General features: G+C 58.6%; 14 protein-coding genes. 3 read left to right on the forward strand and 11 right to left on the reverse strand.

Annotated features, from left to right (window positions below):
* Nucleotides 1–15: 15 nt before the first annotated feature.
* From aepX to FKV68_RS23535, 3 genes are read left to right on the forward strand one after another with little or no spacing between them, the layout of a single operon-like run.
* A complete protein-coding gene (gene aepX, locus FKV68_RS23525) occupies nt 16–930 on the forward strand; it encodes a phosphoenolpyruvate mutase (RefSeq protein ID WP_180942017.1) in 915 nt (304 codons plus the stop codon).
* A 60-nt stretch (nt 931–990) separates the two neighbouring features.
* Nucleotides 991–2181 (forward strand): aminotransferase class I/II-fold pyridoxal phosphate-dependent enzyme, encoded by a 1191-nt coding sequence (locus tag FKV68_RS23530; RefSeq protein ID WP_180942018.1) that lies wholly within the window; start codon nt 991–993, stop codon nt 2179–2181.
* Between the two features lie 40 nt (nt 2182–2221).
* A complete protein-coding gene (locus tag FKV68_RS23535; RefSeq protein ID WP_180942019.1) occupies nt 2222–2998 on the forward strand; it encodes a phosphocholine cytidylyltransferase family protein in 777 nt (258 codons plus the stop codon).
* 449 nt (nt 2999–3447) lie between these two features.
* On the opposite strand, the gene FKV68_RS23540 is transcribed toward FKV68_RS23535, so the two are convergent.
* From FKV68_RS23540 to FKV68_RS23590, 11 genes are all read right to left on the reverse strand, one after another.
* Nucleotides 3448–4236, reverse strand: coding sequence for a class I SAM-dependent methyltransferase (locus FKV68_RS23540; RefSeq protein ID WP_180942020.1), 789 nt, complete (start codon nt 4234–4236; stop codon nt 3448–3450).
* A gap of 836 nt (nt 4237–5072) precedes the next feature.
* A complete protein-coding gene (locus FKV68_RS23545) occupies nt 5073–5798 on the reverse strand; it encodes a DUF1045 domain-containing protein (RefSeq protein ID WP_245181549.1) in 726 nt (241 codons plus the stop codon).
* Nucleotides 5789–6526 carry a phosphonate C-P lyase system protein PhnL gene (gene phnL, locus FKV68_RS23550; protein WP_180942021.1) on the reverse strand — a complete coding sequence of 246 codons (738 nt, stop codon included), beginning with the start codon at nt 6524–6526 and terminating at the stop codon, nt 5789–5791. The genes FKV68_RS23545 and phnL overlap by 10 nt, the downstream gene beginning before the upstream one ends.
* 54 nt (nt 6527–6580) lie before the next feature.
* Nucleotides 6581–7738, reverse strand: a complete 1158-nt coding sequence (gene phnM / locus FKV68_RS23555) for a phosphonate metabolism protein PhnM (protein WP_427915998.1) — start codon at nt 7736–7738, stop codon at nt 6581–6583.
* 48 nt (nt 7739–7786) lie between these two features.
* Nucleotides 7787–8584: a phosphonate C-P lyase system protein PhnK gene (gene phnK / locus FKV68_RS23560; protein ID WP_180942023.1), complete on the reverse strand. Its 798-nt coding sequence runs from the start codon at nt 8582–8584 to the stop codon at nt 7787–7789.
* A 14-nt stretch (nt 8585–8598) separates the two neighbouring features.
* A complete protein-coding gene (locus FKV68_RS23565) occupies nt 8599–9528 on the reverse strand; it encodes an alpha-D-ribose 1-methylphosphonate 5-phosphate C-P-lyase PhnJ (RefSeq protein WP_180942024.1) in 930 nt (309 codons plus the stop codon).
* Entirely contained in the window at nt 9525–10631 is a 1107-nt protein-coding gene (locus tag FKV68_RS23570; RefSeq protein ID WP_180942025.1) for a carbon-phosphorus lyase complex subunit, read from the reverse strand. The genes FKV68_RS23565 and FKV68_RS23570 overlap by 4 nt, the downstream gene beginning before the upstream one ends.
* Entirely contained in the window at nt 10632–11237 is a 606-nt protein-coding gene (phnH, locus tag FKV68_RS23575; RefSeq protein ID WP_180942026.1) for a phosphonate C-P lyase system protein PhnH, read from the reverse strand.
* Nucleotides 11234–11695 carry a phosphonate C-P lyase system protein PhnG gene (gene phnG, locus FKV68_RS23580; RefSeq protein ID WP_269808459.1) on the reverse strand — a complete coding sequence of 154 codons (462 nt, stop codon included), beginning with the start codon at nt 11693–11695 and terminating at the stop codon, nt 11234–11236. The genes phnH and phnG overlap by 4 nt, the downstream gene beginning before the upstream one ends.
* Nucleotides 11696–11894: 199 nt before the next feature.
* Nucleotides 11895–12707, reverse strand: a complete 813-nt coding sequence (gene phnF / locus FKV68_RS23585; protein WP_180942028.1) for a phosphonate metabolism transcriptional regulator PhnF — start codon at nt 12705–12707, stop codon at nt 11895–11897.
* A complete protein-coding gene (locus tag FKV68_RS23590; RefSeq protein ID WP_245181583.1) occupies nt 12661–13863 on the reverse strand; it encodes an alkaline phosphatase family protein in 1203 nt (400 codons plus the stop codon). Before FKV68_RS23590 ends, phnF begins: the two co-directional genes overlap by 47 nt.
* Nucleotides 13864–13879 lie beyond the last annotated feature (16 nt).

A 13879-nucleotide genomic window follows, 5' to 3' on the forward strand; every position in this document is an offset into this window, starting at 1 on the left:
TTTTATGAAGGAGGGATGACAATGAATCGGGCAGTTTTTATACCCGGGCCGATCGGCGCTGTTGAGGACCCGACGACGATCCTTCGTGCGCTTATTTTCTCTAGCGATCTGTCTTTCCTCATGGAGGCCCATGACGGGCTTTCGGCAGCGATAGCCACGCAGGCCGGCTTCAAGGGGCTTTGGGCCTCCGGACTTTCGATCTCCTCAGCGCTCGGCTATCGAGACGCAAACGAGGCGAGTTGGACTGAAGTCGTGGACGTGGTGGAGCGCATGGCCGACGCTAGCGGACTACCGATCCTCGTCGATGGCGAGTCTGGGTTTGGCAATTTCAACAACGCCCGGCTACTGGCGATGAAGCTCTTGCAGCATGGCGGCGCCGGCGTCTGCCTGGAAGACAAGGCCTTTCCGAAGAGAAACAGTTTCGTGGGAGACCACCACCCGCTGGTCGATATCGATGAGTTTTCCGGGCGCCTCAAAGCAATCAAGGACACGACGGGGGACGACCTCTTGCTGGTCGCTCGCATCGAAGCGTTGATCGCCGGTTACAGTCTGGACGAGGCGCTACGCCGCGCAGACGCCTACGCTGACGCTGGCGCCGACGCGATCCTGATCCATTCACGTAAGAGCGATGCGGACGAGATTCTGGCTTTCGCGAAAGAGTGGCAGACGCTTCCGATCGTGATTGTGCCGACGAAATACTACCGCACGCCGGTCTCGGCTTATCGAGATGCCGGCATCTCGACGGTGATCTGGGCCAACCACGCGATGCGGGCTGCAGTCGCCGGGATGCGCGCGGTGTGCGCTCGCATAGCCGCCGAGGAGAGCATTGCCGGAGTTGAGCCGGAAGTAGCCACGCTCGACGAGGTCTTCCGCCTCTTGGGTTACGATGAATTGGCAGCGGCCGAAGATCGCTATCTGCCGAAGCACTAATCACGGAGCACGCCGCTGAGAGACCCGCGGCGACTCCGATATCAATTCGAGGAAGCGCTCATGCTTGCGGAGCGGACAGCCTTGTTCAAATCGTCAGGGACGGCTGCGGCGCGCGCTGCGGCTAAGGCGGCAGCCGAGTCGGGGAAAGAGATTATCGATTTGACTGCCGGCGAGATCTGGAGCGATCTTGCCCCGACGATCCGGGTCGGTGCGATCGATGCGATCCGCAGGGGCATCAACCGTTACACCGACACCATCGGAATGATAGAGCTTCGCGAGGCGCTCGCCCAAAAGGTCTCCGGCCATACCGGCCAAGTCTGGCACGCCGATGAGGTCGCCGTAACGTGTGGCGCCAAACAGGCGCTGTTCAACGCTGCCATGGTGCTGCTCAATCCTGGTGACGAGGTCATCATTCCTGCGCCGTACTGGACGACTTTTCCGGCCCAGGTACTGATCGCTGGCGCAAATCCCGTCCATGTGGAGACGCGCGCCAATGGCTATGTACCGAGGGTCGAGGATATCGCGGCCGCAATCACCGACCGAACCCGCGCCATGGTTGTCAACACCCCGAATAATCCGACCGGCGCCGTGTATGGTACCGAAACGTTGGTTGGCATCGGGAAGCTTGCGATCGAACGCGACCTATGGATCATTTTCGATGAATGCTATGGCGATTTCATTCACGTTGACGATGCCCATTGTCCGATCGTCTCGATCCTTCCGGAAGCTCGCTCGCGCACCCTGATTGTCAACTCCTTTAGCAAGTCGCTGGCACTGACGGGCTGGAGGATCGGTTATCTCGCCGGACCAAAAGAGGTGATCAGCGCGGTGAAGGCCCTGCAATCACATACAACCTCGAACCCGAACCTGATCGCGCAGCACGCAGCGCTCGCACACCTTCTAAACAGCGATGGCAGCTATGAGAGGCACCTGCGGTCGCACCTCGCGGGAGCCCGGCAGACGGGTCTCAGCGCGCTTTCGACCCTGACGCGGATTCCCGTGCCGAAGGCGACTGGAGGCTTCTATTTCTACCTCGACGTTTCCGGTCTGCTGCGCCTGAGATTCGGCAATGATGAGCCCATGACGGCCGACGATATCGTGCACGTTCTATTGACGAGAGCGGGGGTGGCCGCGGTTTCGGGCACGACATTCGGTGACCCGGCTGGCCTTCGCCTCTCCTACGGAGTACCGCCCGAAAAACTGGCCATCGGCCTTACCCGGCTCGTCGAGGTCCTGAACGCCTGGGAATGACAAGATCATGCTACGGCGCAGGCGGAAGAGAGAAGTACAGATGACGAATGCTCCCAAGACGGCCGTCATACTCGCCGCAGGTTGCGGATCTCGCCTGCGGCCATTGACCGACCTGCGGCCGAAGCCGCTCGTCGAAGTCAACGGTACCCCCATCCTCCACAACGCGCTACGCAACCTTGAAGCTGTCGGCATCAAGGACGTCACCATCGTCGTTGGCTACCGCAAGGATGCTATCCAGTATTCCTGCGGCCACCACTTCGGTAATCTCGAAATCAACTATGTCGAGTCTCCGGTCTTCTACAAGACAGGCAGCGCATACTCCCTCTGGTTGGCGCGCCATGCCCTGCTGTGCGGCGACATCTACCTCCTGGAGGGGGACGTCTTTTTCGAGCTGGATGCACTTCGCCATCTTGAAATGCGGGAGGCAGAAAATGTCGCCGCGGTCGCACCCTTCGACCCGTCGATGGAAGGCTCTGCTGTTGTCCTGACAGAAAACGGCTACATCGCCGAAGTTCGGATGAAGCAGGCAGCCGCCAACCTGATTGACGGGTCGCCGCGGCTCTTTAAAACGATGAATCTGATCCGCTTTTCCGGCACTGATCTCCGCGAGACGATCGTCCCGCATCTCGACAATCTCATCTGCTGTGGCGCCGTAAAGTCTTATACCGAAGAGTTGCTCTCCGACCTGGTGCAGAAAAAGGACTTGCGGATCGCCGCGGCCAGATGTGACGACGTAAGGTGGTATGAGATCGATAACGAGGATGATCTGCGCATCGCGGAAGCGCTGTTCCTGACTGCCCGCAATATCGCGTGTTAGCGGCTCGGTCGAGGAGAAAGGTGATGCTTCGCTATCTCGTGAATCCCGCCAATGCGATCACGATGTTCGGCCTGTTACGCTCGTCTATTGCGCTTTGTTTAGCGTTGGACAGGCGCCTTGGTCTCCCTGTTGCCGCCGGTCGTGGGCGGTCCTCGCCGACCACCTCATCAGCCTGAAGCATCTCCCCGCCCTGCATCGCTCGCGACAATACAGGATGTGCCGAAAAATCGCTCGTCATGCATCTCCTCGTTTGAAAAGAGGGGATCAGTTCTTCAGTTCGTTAGGGGTTAGTTTTCATTTCGCCCGAAAGCATGGGCATCAGGTTGATCTGCTGACATAAGCATGACGAGCCTCCAGATATTGGCGAACCCACTCTGCCACGATGCGGGGGACCCCCCCTATCCACTCCCCGTAGGATATTGTTCCAACTCGACTAAAGGTCCGGAGTCCTAAGGGCACTCGCATGGTGCTTTGCGGAACACCGACATGTATCGCGAAGATTTATTGTCAAACGGGTGCCTCAGCCAGTTTCCGTGACGCTCAAGAAGCTCAAGTCCGCTGATCCTTGCGAGCAAGTCGAGTTCGGTTGGATAGACATATCGCATCTTAAGCGGCATCGTCCGACTTCCTGCCGGTGTAATCCAGAAGTCCAGAGAAATAAAATGCTGCTGATTGCGGTCGTGTCTGGCAAAGCGAACCATCGCACGCTGCTCATCGACATGCATGACTGTCGTTCGCTGGTCACGGCAGATGCCTTCTCCGACGAAGTCAGCGGTATATGGATAGCTCAAATCAACAACAAAGCATCCGTTCGGCTTGAGAGCCTTTGCAGTTGATTTCAAGCAACTGATCTGTTGCTCGACGGTCACCATATGCGAGAAGGTGTTACCAACACAGTACACGAGATCATATTGAGTACCCAGGTCGAACTCCGCCATGTCACCTACGTGTGCTGTGACAGACTGCCCACCTTTCTTTGCGCGAAGCGAGGCAAGCATACTTTCCGAGTTATCGAGACCGTGAACCGAAACTCCTGTCTCCGAAAGGGGCAAGGCGAAGTGGCCGTTTCCGACGCCCAACTCGAGTGCGCTTCCGTTCTTTGCAAGGGCCGCAAGAAAACTGACTGCCCGCTCGATCTCGATCGACCTGTCGAGCGCTTCTACATATTCGTCGTATACATCACTCCATATTTCGCCATAGGCGGTATAAGCATCTCTTTCTTTCACAGGGTCGTTCATGAAGTTTCCTCACTTGCTGACAAAATACGTCGAGACGACCCCTCCCGGACTTGCCCATGAGAGTTGCATCTACCGGACCTGCACTGCCTTTGCGCTCGCGAAAACAGGTCTCTTTTTTGCTTCGATAATACCAACAAAAGTCGTGCCAATTTGCTGATCCAGGCCGAAAGAAAACTTTGCGATTGCTTCCAGCTATTTAGTCACAGGCAAATCAAGATGACCTAAACACACCTGTGTCGAAACCCGGACAGACACGACAGAAGGTGTAGGATAGCGTTACTTCCTATCGCTTAACGTTGATCTTGCCGGAGAGGCGCAATTGGTGTCCTTTCTGTAATTGGCTGGCGGGGAGTATCTGGGGAAGCGATCGCCGCTTTCTGCTCTACTGAGAGTTGAATTTGCTGCATTTTTCTCTGGATCGAGGCAATGTGCCGTTGCGGGCTTCGGCATATTTACCGCCTATCCGGCTGCGGCAATGATCTTCGAGCCACGTTTCATGTTACAGCGATGGCGGTGAGGTGGATCTGATGAGGCCATGGCAAGCCGTCTCGGCATCGCATGCGTCAAAGGCTTTAGCTTCGCTTCTTGGTGCCGAAGATCTTCTCGATCCCGCCACGGATGTAGTCACCTGGAGAAGCCGCCGCAGGAACTAGTCATAGTCAACCGGCTCACGGTCCTCTCCGACCGCGACCGGTCAGCTGATAACCCGGCGCATGAAGCGAACGCGAGGATCATCTTTGTGGCGGCTTCGCACATAGTCGATCAACGTGTCTTTGCCCGCACCGCTTAGCCCGACAACAAGGATAAGTGTGCTCCACGGGGCGACCTCATTGGCCTCAGATCGCCGCCTTGAGCAGCGCTTCGCCTTTCAAGGCGAACTGGGAACGAGCAATAAAATTGCCACCGTCGTTCTCCTGGACGAACAGGGACAGGGTGTCGATGCGGTAATCCTCGGGCAGGTACGGCCGGAAGACCTTTTCCAGACGCGCTCTTGTTTGTACGCGATCCTCTTCGGCAACGCGGCCGGTCAGCGTCATATGAAACCGGAAACGATCGAGCACGTAAGGATAGCCCCACCGTACGAGATGAACGGTCTCGATCTCATCGAGCGGAGTTTGCAGCCGCCGCTGGAGTTCCGATGCAATCATCGGCGCCCGGAAACGATCGAACTCTTCTACGATCTGCGCAGCAAAATTACGCAAGGCGGGGATGGGGCTGGCGGGGACGAGCGCGAAGAAGCCACCGAGAAGATCGAGCCTGAGAGGACCTATCGGACAAGAAGACCGCGACGCGGCGAATCTCCTGATCGCCTGTTCGAGGTCGTCGACCGAAGTGCCTTCTCTCAACCGGAACGGTGCCTTGAGCGTGGCGTGGAAACCATACCGTCGCGGTTCGGACGTTAGCAGGCCGTCCGCTTCCGGTCGGACGTCACCGGCTGCATCAAACTTGCCGAACGCATCGCGGCCAAGCCACCCACTCGCCGCTACGCTCAGTGGGTGTTCCCGAGCCGGTGCATAGTAAATGGCGTAGCGAGGAGTGGATGGTGCGGGCATCAGGCGCATGCCTCCGCCAGAGCAACCATCGCGGCCGATCGATTGCCGACCTCGAACAGCGTGTCCGTAACGGCTTCGCGCACTTCCTCGTCGTGAAAGATGCCGACGATGGCGGCGCCACGGGCTTTCGCCTCGTTGATCAACTCGACGACGGTCGTGCGATTGGCCGCGTCAAGCGAGGCGGTCGGTTCGTCGAGCAGCAGGACGGGGTAATCGACGATGAAGCCCCTGGCGATGTTGACGCGCTGCTGCTCGCCACCGGAGAAGGTGGCCGGCGCCAGCGACCAGAGACGCTCAGGGATTCGAAGCCGTGTCAGCAGGGTTTTGGCGAGCACCTTGGCGTTGTCGGCCGGCATACCGTTGGCGATCGCCGGCCCCGCGACGACATCGAGGGCACCGACGCGCGGGATGACGCGCAGGAATTGGCTAACATAGCCGATCGTCCGGCGACGAATTTCCACCACCTCCCAGGGCTCGGCGGCGAGCAGGTCGATGGTCTCGCCGCCATGCTCGAGAAGGATCTGGCCTTCATCCGGCTTATAGTTGGCGTAGAGCGAGCGCAGCAGGGTCGACTTGCCAGCGCCGGATGGTCCGTGCAGGCAGACGCATTCGCCGGATCTCACCGTGAGCTCGATGTTGTCGAAGACGGGCAGGACGATGCCGCCCTGCGTGTGGAGCGTGAAGCTTTTGGAAAGGCCAATGGCGTGAAGCGCGGTGTTCGTTAGCACGGATTTCATGGAACGGTTCTCCCGGTGTCTGGTCGAAGACACCGTCTTGTGGCCTGCGTTCTGTCAAAAGACCTGCCGGCCTTCTTTCCAGACTCTTCGGACAAGCGGCATGTCGTTGATCCCGGTGATGTGGCAGAGATCGGCTCGGCTGCCGATTTTGATCGCACCTCTGTCGGCAAGGCCGGCGGCCGAGGCTGGGACTGAACTGACGGTAGAGATCGCCTGTGGCAAGCTCATGCCGACCGGATCTCTCGTCAGCTGAAAAGCCGCATGCAGGAGGCTTGCCGGAACGTAATCCGAGGCGAGGATATCGAGATGTCCTGTTGTCGCCAAATCCCGGGCGCTTACGTTTCCCGAATGCGAGTTGCCGCGAACGACGTTGGGTGCGCCCATCAGGACACGAACGCCGAGCGAATGCGCCGTTTCCGCCGCAGGCCGCGTCGTCGGAAACTCGGAGATCAGCACACCGGCAGATTTCGCCTCTCGAACATGCTCGGCTGTTTCATCATCGTGGCTGGCGATCGGTAGTCGTCGAGCACGGGCAAGCGCGACGATCCGGGCCTGATTTTGAGGTCCGATCGTTCGGGACGCGTCCATCCATGCTTCGATACGGCGATCGGCATCCTCTTCCGACCAGCCGTACTGCGTGATCTGCATCTGGCGGAAACGGTCGAGTTGCCGCGACTGGCGATGACCGGGGGCGTGATCCATCACCGAGACGAGCTTCACAAGCGGATCGTCCACCAACGGCGTGAATCGGGCCAGAACGTCCTCGTCCGTCACCTCACAGCGCAGATGCAGAAGATGGTCTGCTCGAAGCACGCCATGGTCTTGGGCTTTATGGATACCATCGACGAGGATGGGCAGAATGCGAGCGCGATCGTCTTGCTTTCTGTGATCGCGGGTCATTGACCCGATACAAAGGGAATCGAAAACCGTCGTAACGCCGGCTGCGGTCATCACGGCATCATGCGTTACGACAGCGGATAGCGGATTCCAAACCACGCCGGCCCGCGGCAGAGCATGCTTCTCCAGATTGTCGGTATGAAGATCGATGAGGCCCGGGATCAGATAGCCTCCGTCGAGATCGATCGCACCCGGCACCTTGCTCCTCCCCGGAGCGATGTCATTGATGCAGCCGTCAACGACATGGACGGTTCCTTCGTAAACCTCGTCCAGAAGCACGAGCCTTGCGCCGCTCAAGGTCAGCTCGTTGTTGATGGAGCGTTTGACCGCCACACCGCACGATGAAGTGTCAGTTCCGAACATCTAAAGCACCGATGATACGAGAAGTTGGGTGTAGGCGTGATGCGGATCATCCAGGACCTGGTCTGCCAGACCGGTCTCCACAATGTTGCCCCGCCACATGACGATGATGCGGTCCGCCAATAGCCGGGCAACGGAAAGATCATGGGTGACGATCACCGCGGAAATCGCAAAATCTTGGACCAACTGTCGCAGCAGATCCAACAGCCGGGCCTGGACCGAGACATCGAGGCCGCCGGTCGGCTCATCCATGAAGACGAGGCGCGGTTTGGTGACGAGAATTCTGGCGATCTGCAGACGTTGCTGCATGCCGCCGGAAAAGGTTCTCGGGTGGTGATCGATGCGCCGCAGGTCAATCTCGACCCGGGCCAGCCAATTCTGAGCCTCTTCGCGTATGCGGCCATAGTGCCGGGCACCGATGGCCATCGGTCGCTCGCCTATGTTGCCTCCCGCGCTGACTTCCATTCTAAGGCCATCGCGCGGGTTCTGGTGCACAAGTCCCCAGTCGGTACGCATCAGCTTGCGTCGTTCTGGCTCTGACAAGGTCAGAATATCCGTGGGCCCCTTGTCATTGAGGTCGTAAACCACCGAGCCTGTGTCCGGCATCAACCCTCCCGAAAGGCAGTTGAGCATCGTCGACTTACCGGATCCGGATTCGCCAACGATGGCGATGATCTCCCCTGGAAAGAGGTCGAAGGAAATGTTCTGGCAGCCGATCGTCTTTCCATAGCCCTTCGTAAGATTTTGCACGGAAAGCAGTGGTTGCCGGCGACTGGGTTGGACCTGGATTGCAGTTCTCATCGTGGTTCCGATCCCTATTCGGTTTTCGAGTTCGGGAGCGAACCAAAGGGAGCCCGACCTTCACCCTCCGGTCCAACGTGACCTTGGTCTCGACGCGTTGCGCAGTAGTCGGTGTCAGAGCAAACGAACATTCGTTGCCCGCTGTCATTCACGACGATCTCGTCGAGGTAACTGTCACTTGCCCCACAAAGCGAGCAACAGTGCCTCCATTTCTGCACCCGGAACGGATGGTCTTCAAAGTCGAGGTTCTGCACTCGCGTGTAGGGCGGGACGGCATAGATCCGCTTTTCGCGGCCCGCGCCGTAAAGCTGGATCGCCGGACTGTTCGCGATCTTTGGATTGTCGAATTTGGGAATAGGCGACGGCGACATCAGATAGCGCCCGTGGGTCATCACCGGATAGCTGTGAGCCGTGGCAATATGGCCGAAGCGTGCAATGTCTTCGTAAAGCTGGACGCTCATTAACCCATATTCTGCATAGGCATGCATCTTCCGCGTCTCAGATTCCCTCGGCTCCAGACTGCGCAATGGTTCCGGCGACGGGACCTGGTATACGATGACTTGACCCGCTCTGAGAGGGGTTTCGGGGACGCGATGACGGGTCTGAATGATTGTGGCCGCATCGGTTTTTTCGGTCGTCTCGATTCCAGCCACGCGCTTGAAAAATCGGCGGATCGAGACCGCGTTCGTGGCGTCGTCCGCACCCTGGTCGATCACCTTGAGCGTGTCGTTGGGTCCGATGACACTGGCCGTCACTTGTATACCGCCGGTGCCCCATCCGTAGGCGAGCGGCATTTCGCGGCTGCCAAACGGAACCTGCAGGCCGGGAACGGCCATCGCTTTCAAGATGCATCGGCGGATCATCCGTTTGGACTGCTCGTCGAGATAGGCAAAGTTGTAGGCTTGGCGGCCACGCTTGGCCGCATTTTCATGCGCGTCGATCATTCCGCCGCCTCCTTCGTTGACGGGCTGCCGACCTGCTCCTCGCGCAGCTGTCGTATGAACTGCAGGTCACCCTGAAAATCAACGTAGTGAGGCAAGGTCAGATGTGAAACGAACCCAGCCGCCTCGAGATTGTCGGTATGAGAAAGAACGAACTCTTCGTCCTGTGCGGGGTATTTCACATCCTCGCCATATTCACGGGACCGCAATGAGCGATCGACGATCGCCATTCCCATCGCCTTCCGCTCACTCTTTCCAAAGGAGAGCCCGTAGCCCCGCGTGAAGCGTGCCGGCTCGTCGTCCGAGCCTGCAAACAAGTCAAGCATCTGGCATTCGGTGACGGTGATGTCTCCAATCGAAACTGGAAAGCCCAGTTCCTCGGGAACCACTTCGATCGCGACGTCTCCGACCCGGGTTTCGCCGACATAGGGATGGGCTGCGCCATAGCCACGCAGAGCGGAATAAGCCAACCCCACGACAAATCCCTCATCGCCACGGGCAAGATTTTGCAAACGCTGATCGCGACCGGCCGGCAATGCCAGGGGCTCTCGCGTCAGATCGAAAACCGACGCTTTGCCAGGCGCAGGCACTTCTGCCTCGATCAGACCTTCATCGGAGATGCTATCGAAAGCACGTGGACAATTGGCATCGAGCGGGGTCGCAGCCAGTTCCGCCCTTGTCACCTCGGCATCAGCGTTGTCGAGGAGGTCGAAATCAAGCAGTCTATGCGTGTATTCGTAGGTCGAACCGAGGACCTGTCCCCCAGGAACGTCCTTGAAGGTTGCGGAGATCCGTCGCTGGATGGCCATCCGATCCGTCTCGATCGCATTCGACACTGCGAAGCGCGGTAAGGTCGTACGAAACGCCCGGAGGAGGAAGATCGCCTCGACTGCGTCGCCCTGGGCCTGCTTTAATGCCAAGGCCGCAAGCTCTCTATCGTAGACAGAGCCCTCGCACATCACGCGGTCGACGGCGAGACCGAGTTGCTCGGCGATCTGAGAAACGGTAAGTTCGGGAACTTCAGGATCGCCGCGTCTATCCTCTGCGATCAAACGGTGCGAGTTGAGGATAGCCTGCTCGCCGCCTTTTACAGCCACATAGGCCATTTAGATCTCCACCGATATGCTGCGGGGAAGAGCAATGATTGCTTTTCCGGAGGTAAAGAGGACATCGACCCCGATCGGATAAAGCTCCTGATTGAGCTGCCACTCTTCCCAAAACCACGACGGAAGCCCTTCGATGGTGGCCGAAACCTCGTGCTGGATCCCTGGCCCTTGCCATCGAACCGAGGGACCATCCGTAAAGGAGGGCACCTGGACAACAATGGTCGTCGAAGTCTGGGGCTCCAACTCAGTTCCGAGGCGAAACCCTGCTAGGCGTGGCATCGTCGTCGAATCGGCCACGATGGCAAATGCTGCTTCGTCCGCGCCATTGGCGAACGGCGTCCCGCAGTGAAACCCAAGGTAATTACGGACGTCGCCACGATTAGATCGGGAATCGAGCCAGACCGGCGTTTCGAAGTCTGCCAATGTGAGGCAAGCGGAGACGGTCGCCGGCGCGAGCGGCCCAACTGCCGTAGCTACAGAGCCAAGCGTTTGCGGGCGGCCCACATAAGCATAGGCATCCAGAATACGGCGGAACGTGTCTTGGCTGTCGAAAACGGGATTTGTGAATCCGGGCTTGATCCCGGCAGTGTCCATACCGCTGTTCATTCCGGGCTCGTGCCTCGCGCCATTGCAAAAAAGTCGACCTTTGTGGAAGCCGCCTTGCGGCTCTTCAGCTCACGCCGTCTCGCTTGCATCGCTTCAAATTGAGCGACCAATTCGCGACTCTCGGCCGCGACCTCGTCCGCCCGCTGCAGGAGCGCATCGAAGACTGCCGCCAGTTCCGCATGGCGCTGGTCGCGTCCGAGCACGAAGGCGAACCCCGTCGTGCCCTCGGTTAGCCTCAGGGCACATCGGGTCATCGTGACCTCACCGAGGTTGAACGCACCGCCGGTACCGCCTGCGCGTCCACGCACCAGCACGAGGCCGGTTTCGGGTCGACGCAGCCATTCATATTGAGGAGCGATGGGCAGATCGTTCCACGCACGCTCAAGGTCATCACACTTGGTTCGCGCCAGAACCGCCATCCATCGCCGTCTGTTTTCAATTTGATTGCGCACTTGCATTCGCCGCTTCGATTGCAGGCCTCGGTGGGCCGGGCCTAAGATGATACCTAGATGTCTAGGTATCTGCTTTTTGCAACACTTTGATGACAAGAGCCTGGTTCAGCAGAAAAGTGTTAGTCGGAGCAACAGAAGGAAATGGCCGGCGCTGGTAGGCTGAACCCGCGAATGAAGCTCCCTTCCCGTTCGCCAGCAATCTCGTTTAGTCATCGCCTTCTATCAGGTATTCATATCTGTCGGCTCGTATGACGCCGAAGGCGTATTTGATCGGTAGTCCATCCGGAGCCACATCGACATTTGTCTCGAAGAGCACCGGGCTGGACGATGATATTCGCAACAGACGGGCCTCTTGCTGGGTGGGCCTTCGGGCGGTAATCCGCGTCCATTTTCGCTTGTATTCCGGAATGCCACAGCGCTTCAGGGCCGCAGTTGGAGAGTTCAGCCCTTCGAACGCTGTGGCGAGACCAGGAACTCGCTCGACCGGAAAATAGGCCGTACCGGTCGCCAGCGGCCAGTCGTTGATGAACGAAGTCGTCCTGACGGCGGTAACGAGCGCCGAGGGCGCGATCTTCAAATGCGTCGCAATATCCGGCTCGACAGAGATCTCGTTGATCGACAATATCTCCCGCTTGACCGACTTGTTCTGGCCAAGAAGTTTGAACGTGAATTTCGGATCGCTGTCCAAGGTGTGCGAAATGAAATCGTCGGCAACGAAGGTACCGACACCGTGTTGCACCCGCAGAGCTCCTTCAGACTCCAAGACCTTGATGGCGTTTCGCACGGTGTGGCGATTGACGCCAAATCGTTCTGCCAAGACCAGGTCGCCAGGCAGGCGACCGTTCTCGAAGGCTCCTGCACGGATATCACCGAGTATTCCGGAGCGAACCACTTCCCAACGTTTCATTAAGCACCACTTCAACTGCCGATACGACCATTGCATCCCCCAAAATGGGTGCAGGAAACCCTGTTTACCCGAAAAGCGGCCGATCGGGAAACATCTCTGTGGGTAGCCCAAGGATGGATGCGAGCGTCGGCGCAAGGCGTGTGGCTTCAGCTCCTTCCGCCACCGCACTTGGCAGACCGGCCCCGGACATAATGCAGATACGATCGTCCGCACTCATACCTGGTCGAAATCCATGGGTGGCTTTGTATTTCGGTCGACCGAACGGTTGGTCTGCCGGATGCCCGGCTGGCACTGCTTCGAAATCATGCTGCGGCGGAGCCACGAAAGTGGCAATGCGCTCGCGCAGCCCGACCGGCAAATGTGCATCGTTCCAGGGTTCCGCCCCCACGGCGGCGAGCCTTCGCGTAACTTCCGCACGATCGGCATCGTTGTCGACCAGGACGTGCAGCGTCGCACCCTCAGTGCAAAACGTTTTTCCGGGAATCACCAGCTCGGGCAGGATCGAGGTGGTGATGTTACCGTGACCGTGATCGCTGGTAACTGCAATCACGTAGTCATCGAGCCGGCCGGATCGGCGCAAGGCGTCCAAGCAAAGACCGACGAGAGAGTCGGCAAACGCAATAGAGAAATGGGCCTCTTCGCTCTCGTAACCGAACTCATGCTGGAACATGTCTGGGACATTGATTTCGGTCACGACCAGATCAGGGGGCTCTTTTGAACCGATGAGCCTTGCGGCAGCGGAGACGGTCAGTTGGTCGTCGATGAGCGTCGCGGTGACCCGAGAGACCATATCCGGCCTTGCGGACTCCTGAACGAAAGACGGTAGGGGAACCCCTGCCAAGCGACCGCGCGGATCCTTGACTCTCAGGAGGTAGGGGGCAGTGCCGTCGCTCGGAACCTTGGTGAAGCCGGGGCCGCGCATCCAACTGGGCGGAACATAGACGGAGGTATCTTCCGGGTCGATGAGAGCATGCCCGACGCAGGCCACGTCCAGGCCCGCGCGTGAAGCAAAGGTTGCAATTGTCGGCACAAGAAGATGCTCCACCTCGGCCGCGATGAATGCTCCGTCGATCAGAACGCGATTACCAAAAACCCCGTGCCTGTCTGCATCGACACCTGTGAGGATGGAAGCCCGACCCGGCATGGAGGTCGCCGGTACGGCGGAACGCATCCGGCGAACGCGATATCCGCTGTCGGCCAGAGCAGATAAATTCGGGAGCCTCTCCCGATGGTTCTCAAGATAGTCCGAGTTCACGCCGTCGATCATGATCAACAGGAGTTTA

It is taken from the genome of Sinorhizobium mexicanum (assembly GCF_013488225.1).
Taxonomy (GTDB): Bacteria; Pseudomonadota; Alphaproteobacteria; order Rhizobiales; family Rhizobiaceae; genus Sinorhizobium; species Sinorhizobium mexicanum.

What these genes read in the sequence shown, in the direction of transcription:
- aepX (WP_180942017.1), top strand. Translation starts at nt 16, where the DNA reads ATGACAATGAATCGGGCAGTTTTTATACCCGGGCCGATCGGCGCTGTT.
- FKV68_RS23545 (WP_245181549.1), bottom strand. Translation starts at nt 5,798, where the DNA reads ATGCGCCTGATGCCCGCACCATCCACTCCTCGCTACGCCATTTACTAT.
- FKV68_RS23540 (WP_180942020.1), bottom strand. Translation starts at nt 4,236, where the DNA reads ATGAACGACCCTGTGAAAGAAAGAGATGCTTATACCGCCTATGGCGAA.
- phnG (WP_269808459.1), bottom strand. Translation starts at nt 11,695, where the DNA reads ATGCAAGTGCGCAATCAAATTGAAAACAGACGGCGATGGATGGCGGTT.
- FKV68_RS23530 (WP_180942018.1), top strand. Translation starts at nt 991, where the DNA reads ATGCTTGCGGAGCGGACAGCCTTGTTCAAATCGTCAGGGACGGCTGCG.
- phnK (WP_180942023.1), bottom strand. Translation starts at nt 8,584, where the DNA reads ATGAGAACTGCAATCCAGGTCCAACCCAGTCGCCGGCAACCACTGCTT.
- FKV68_RS23570 (WP_180942025.1), bottom strand. Translation starts at nt 10,631, where the DNA reads ATGGCCTATGTGGCTGTAAAAGGCGGCGAGCAGGCTATCCTCAACTCG.
- phnL (WP_180942021.1), bottom strand. Translation starts at nt 6,526, where the DNA reads ATGAAATCCGTGCTAACGAACACCGCGCTTCACGCCATTGGCCTTTCC.
- FKV68_RS23565 (WP_180942024.1), bottom strand. Translation starts at nt 9,528, where the DNA reads ATGATCGACGCGCATGAAAATGCGGCCAAGCGTGGCCGCCAAGCCTAC.
- FKV68_RS23590 (WP_245181583.1), bottom strand. Translation starts at nt 13,863, where the DNA reads ATGATCGACGGCGTGAACTCGGACTATCTTGAGAACCATCGGGAGAGG.
- phnH (WP_180942026.1), bottom strand. Translation starts at nt 11,237, where the DNA reads ATGAACAGCGGTATGGACACTGCCGGGATCAAGCCCGGATTCACAAAT.
- FKV68_RS23535 (WP_180942019.1), top strand. Translation starts at nt 2,222, where the DNA reads ATGACGAATGCTCCCAAGACGGCCGTCATACTCGCCGCAGGTTGCGGA.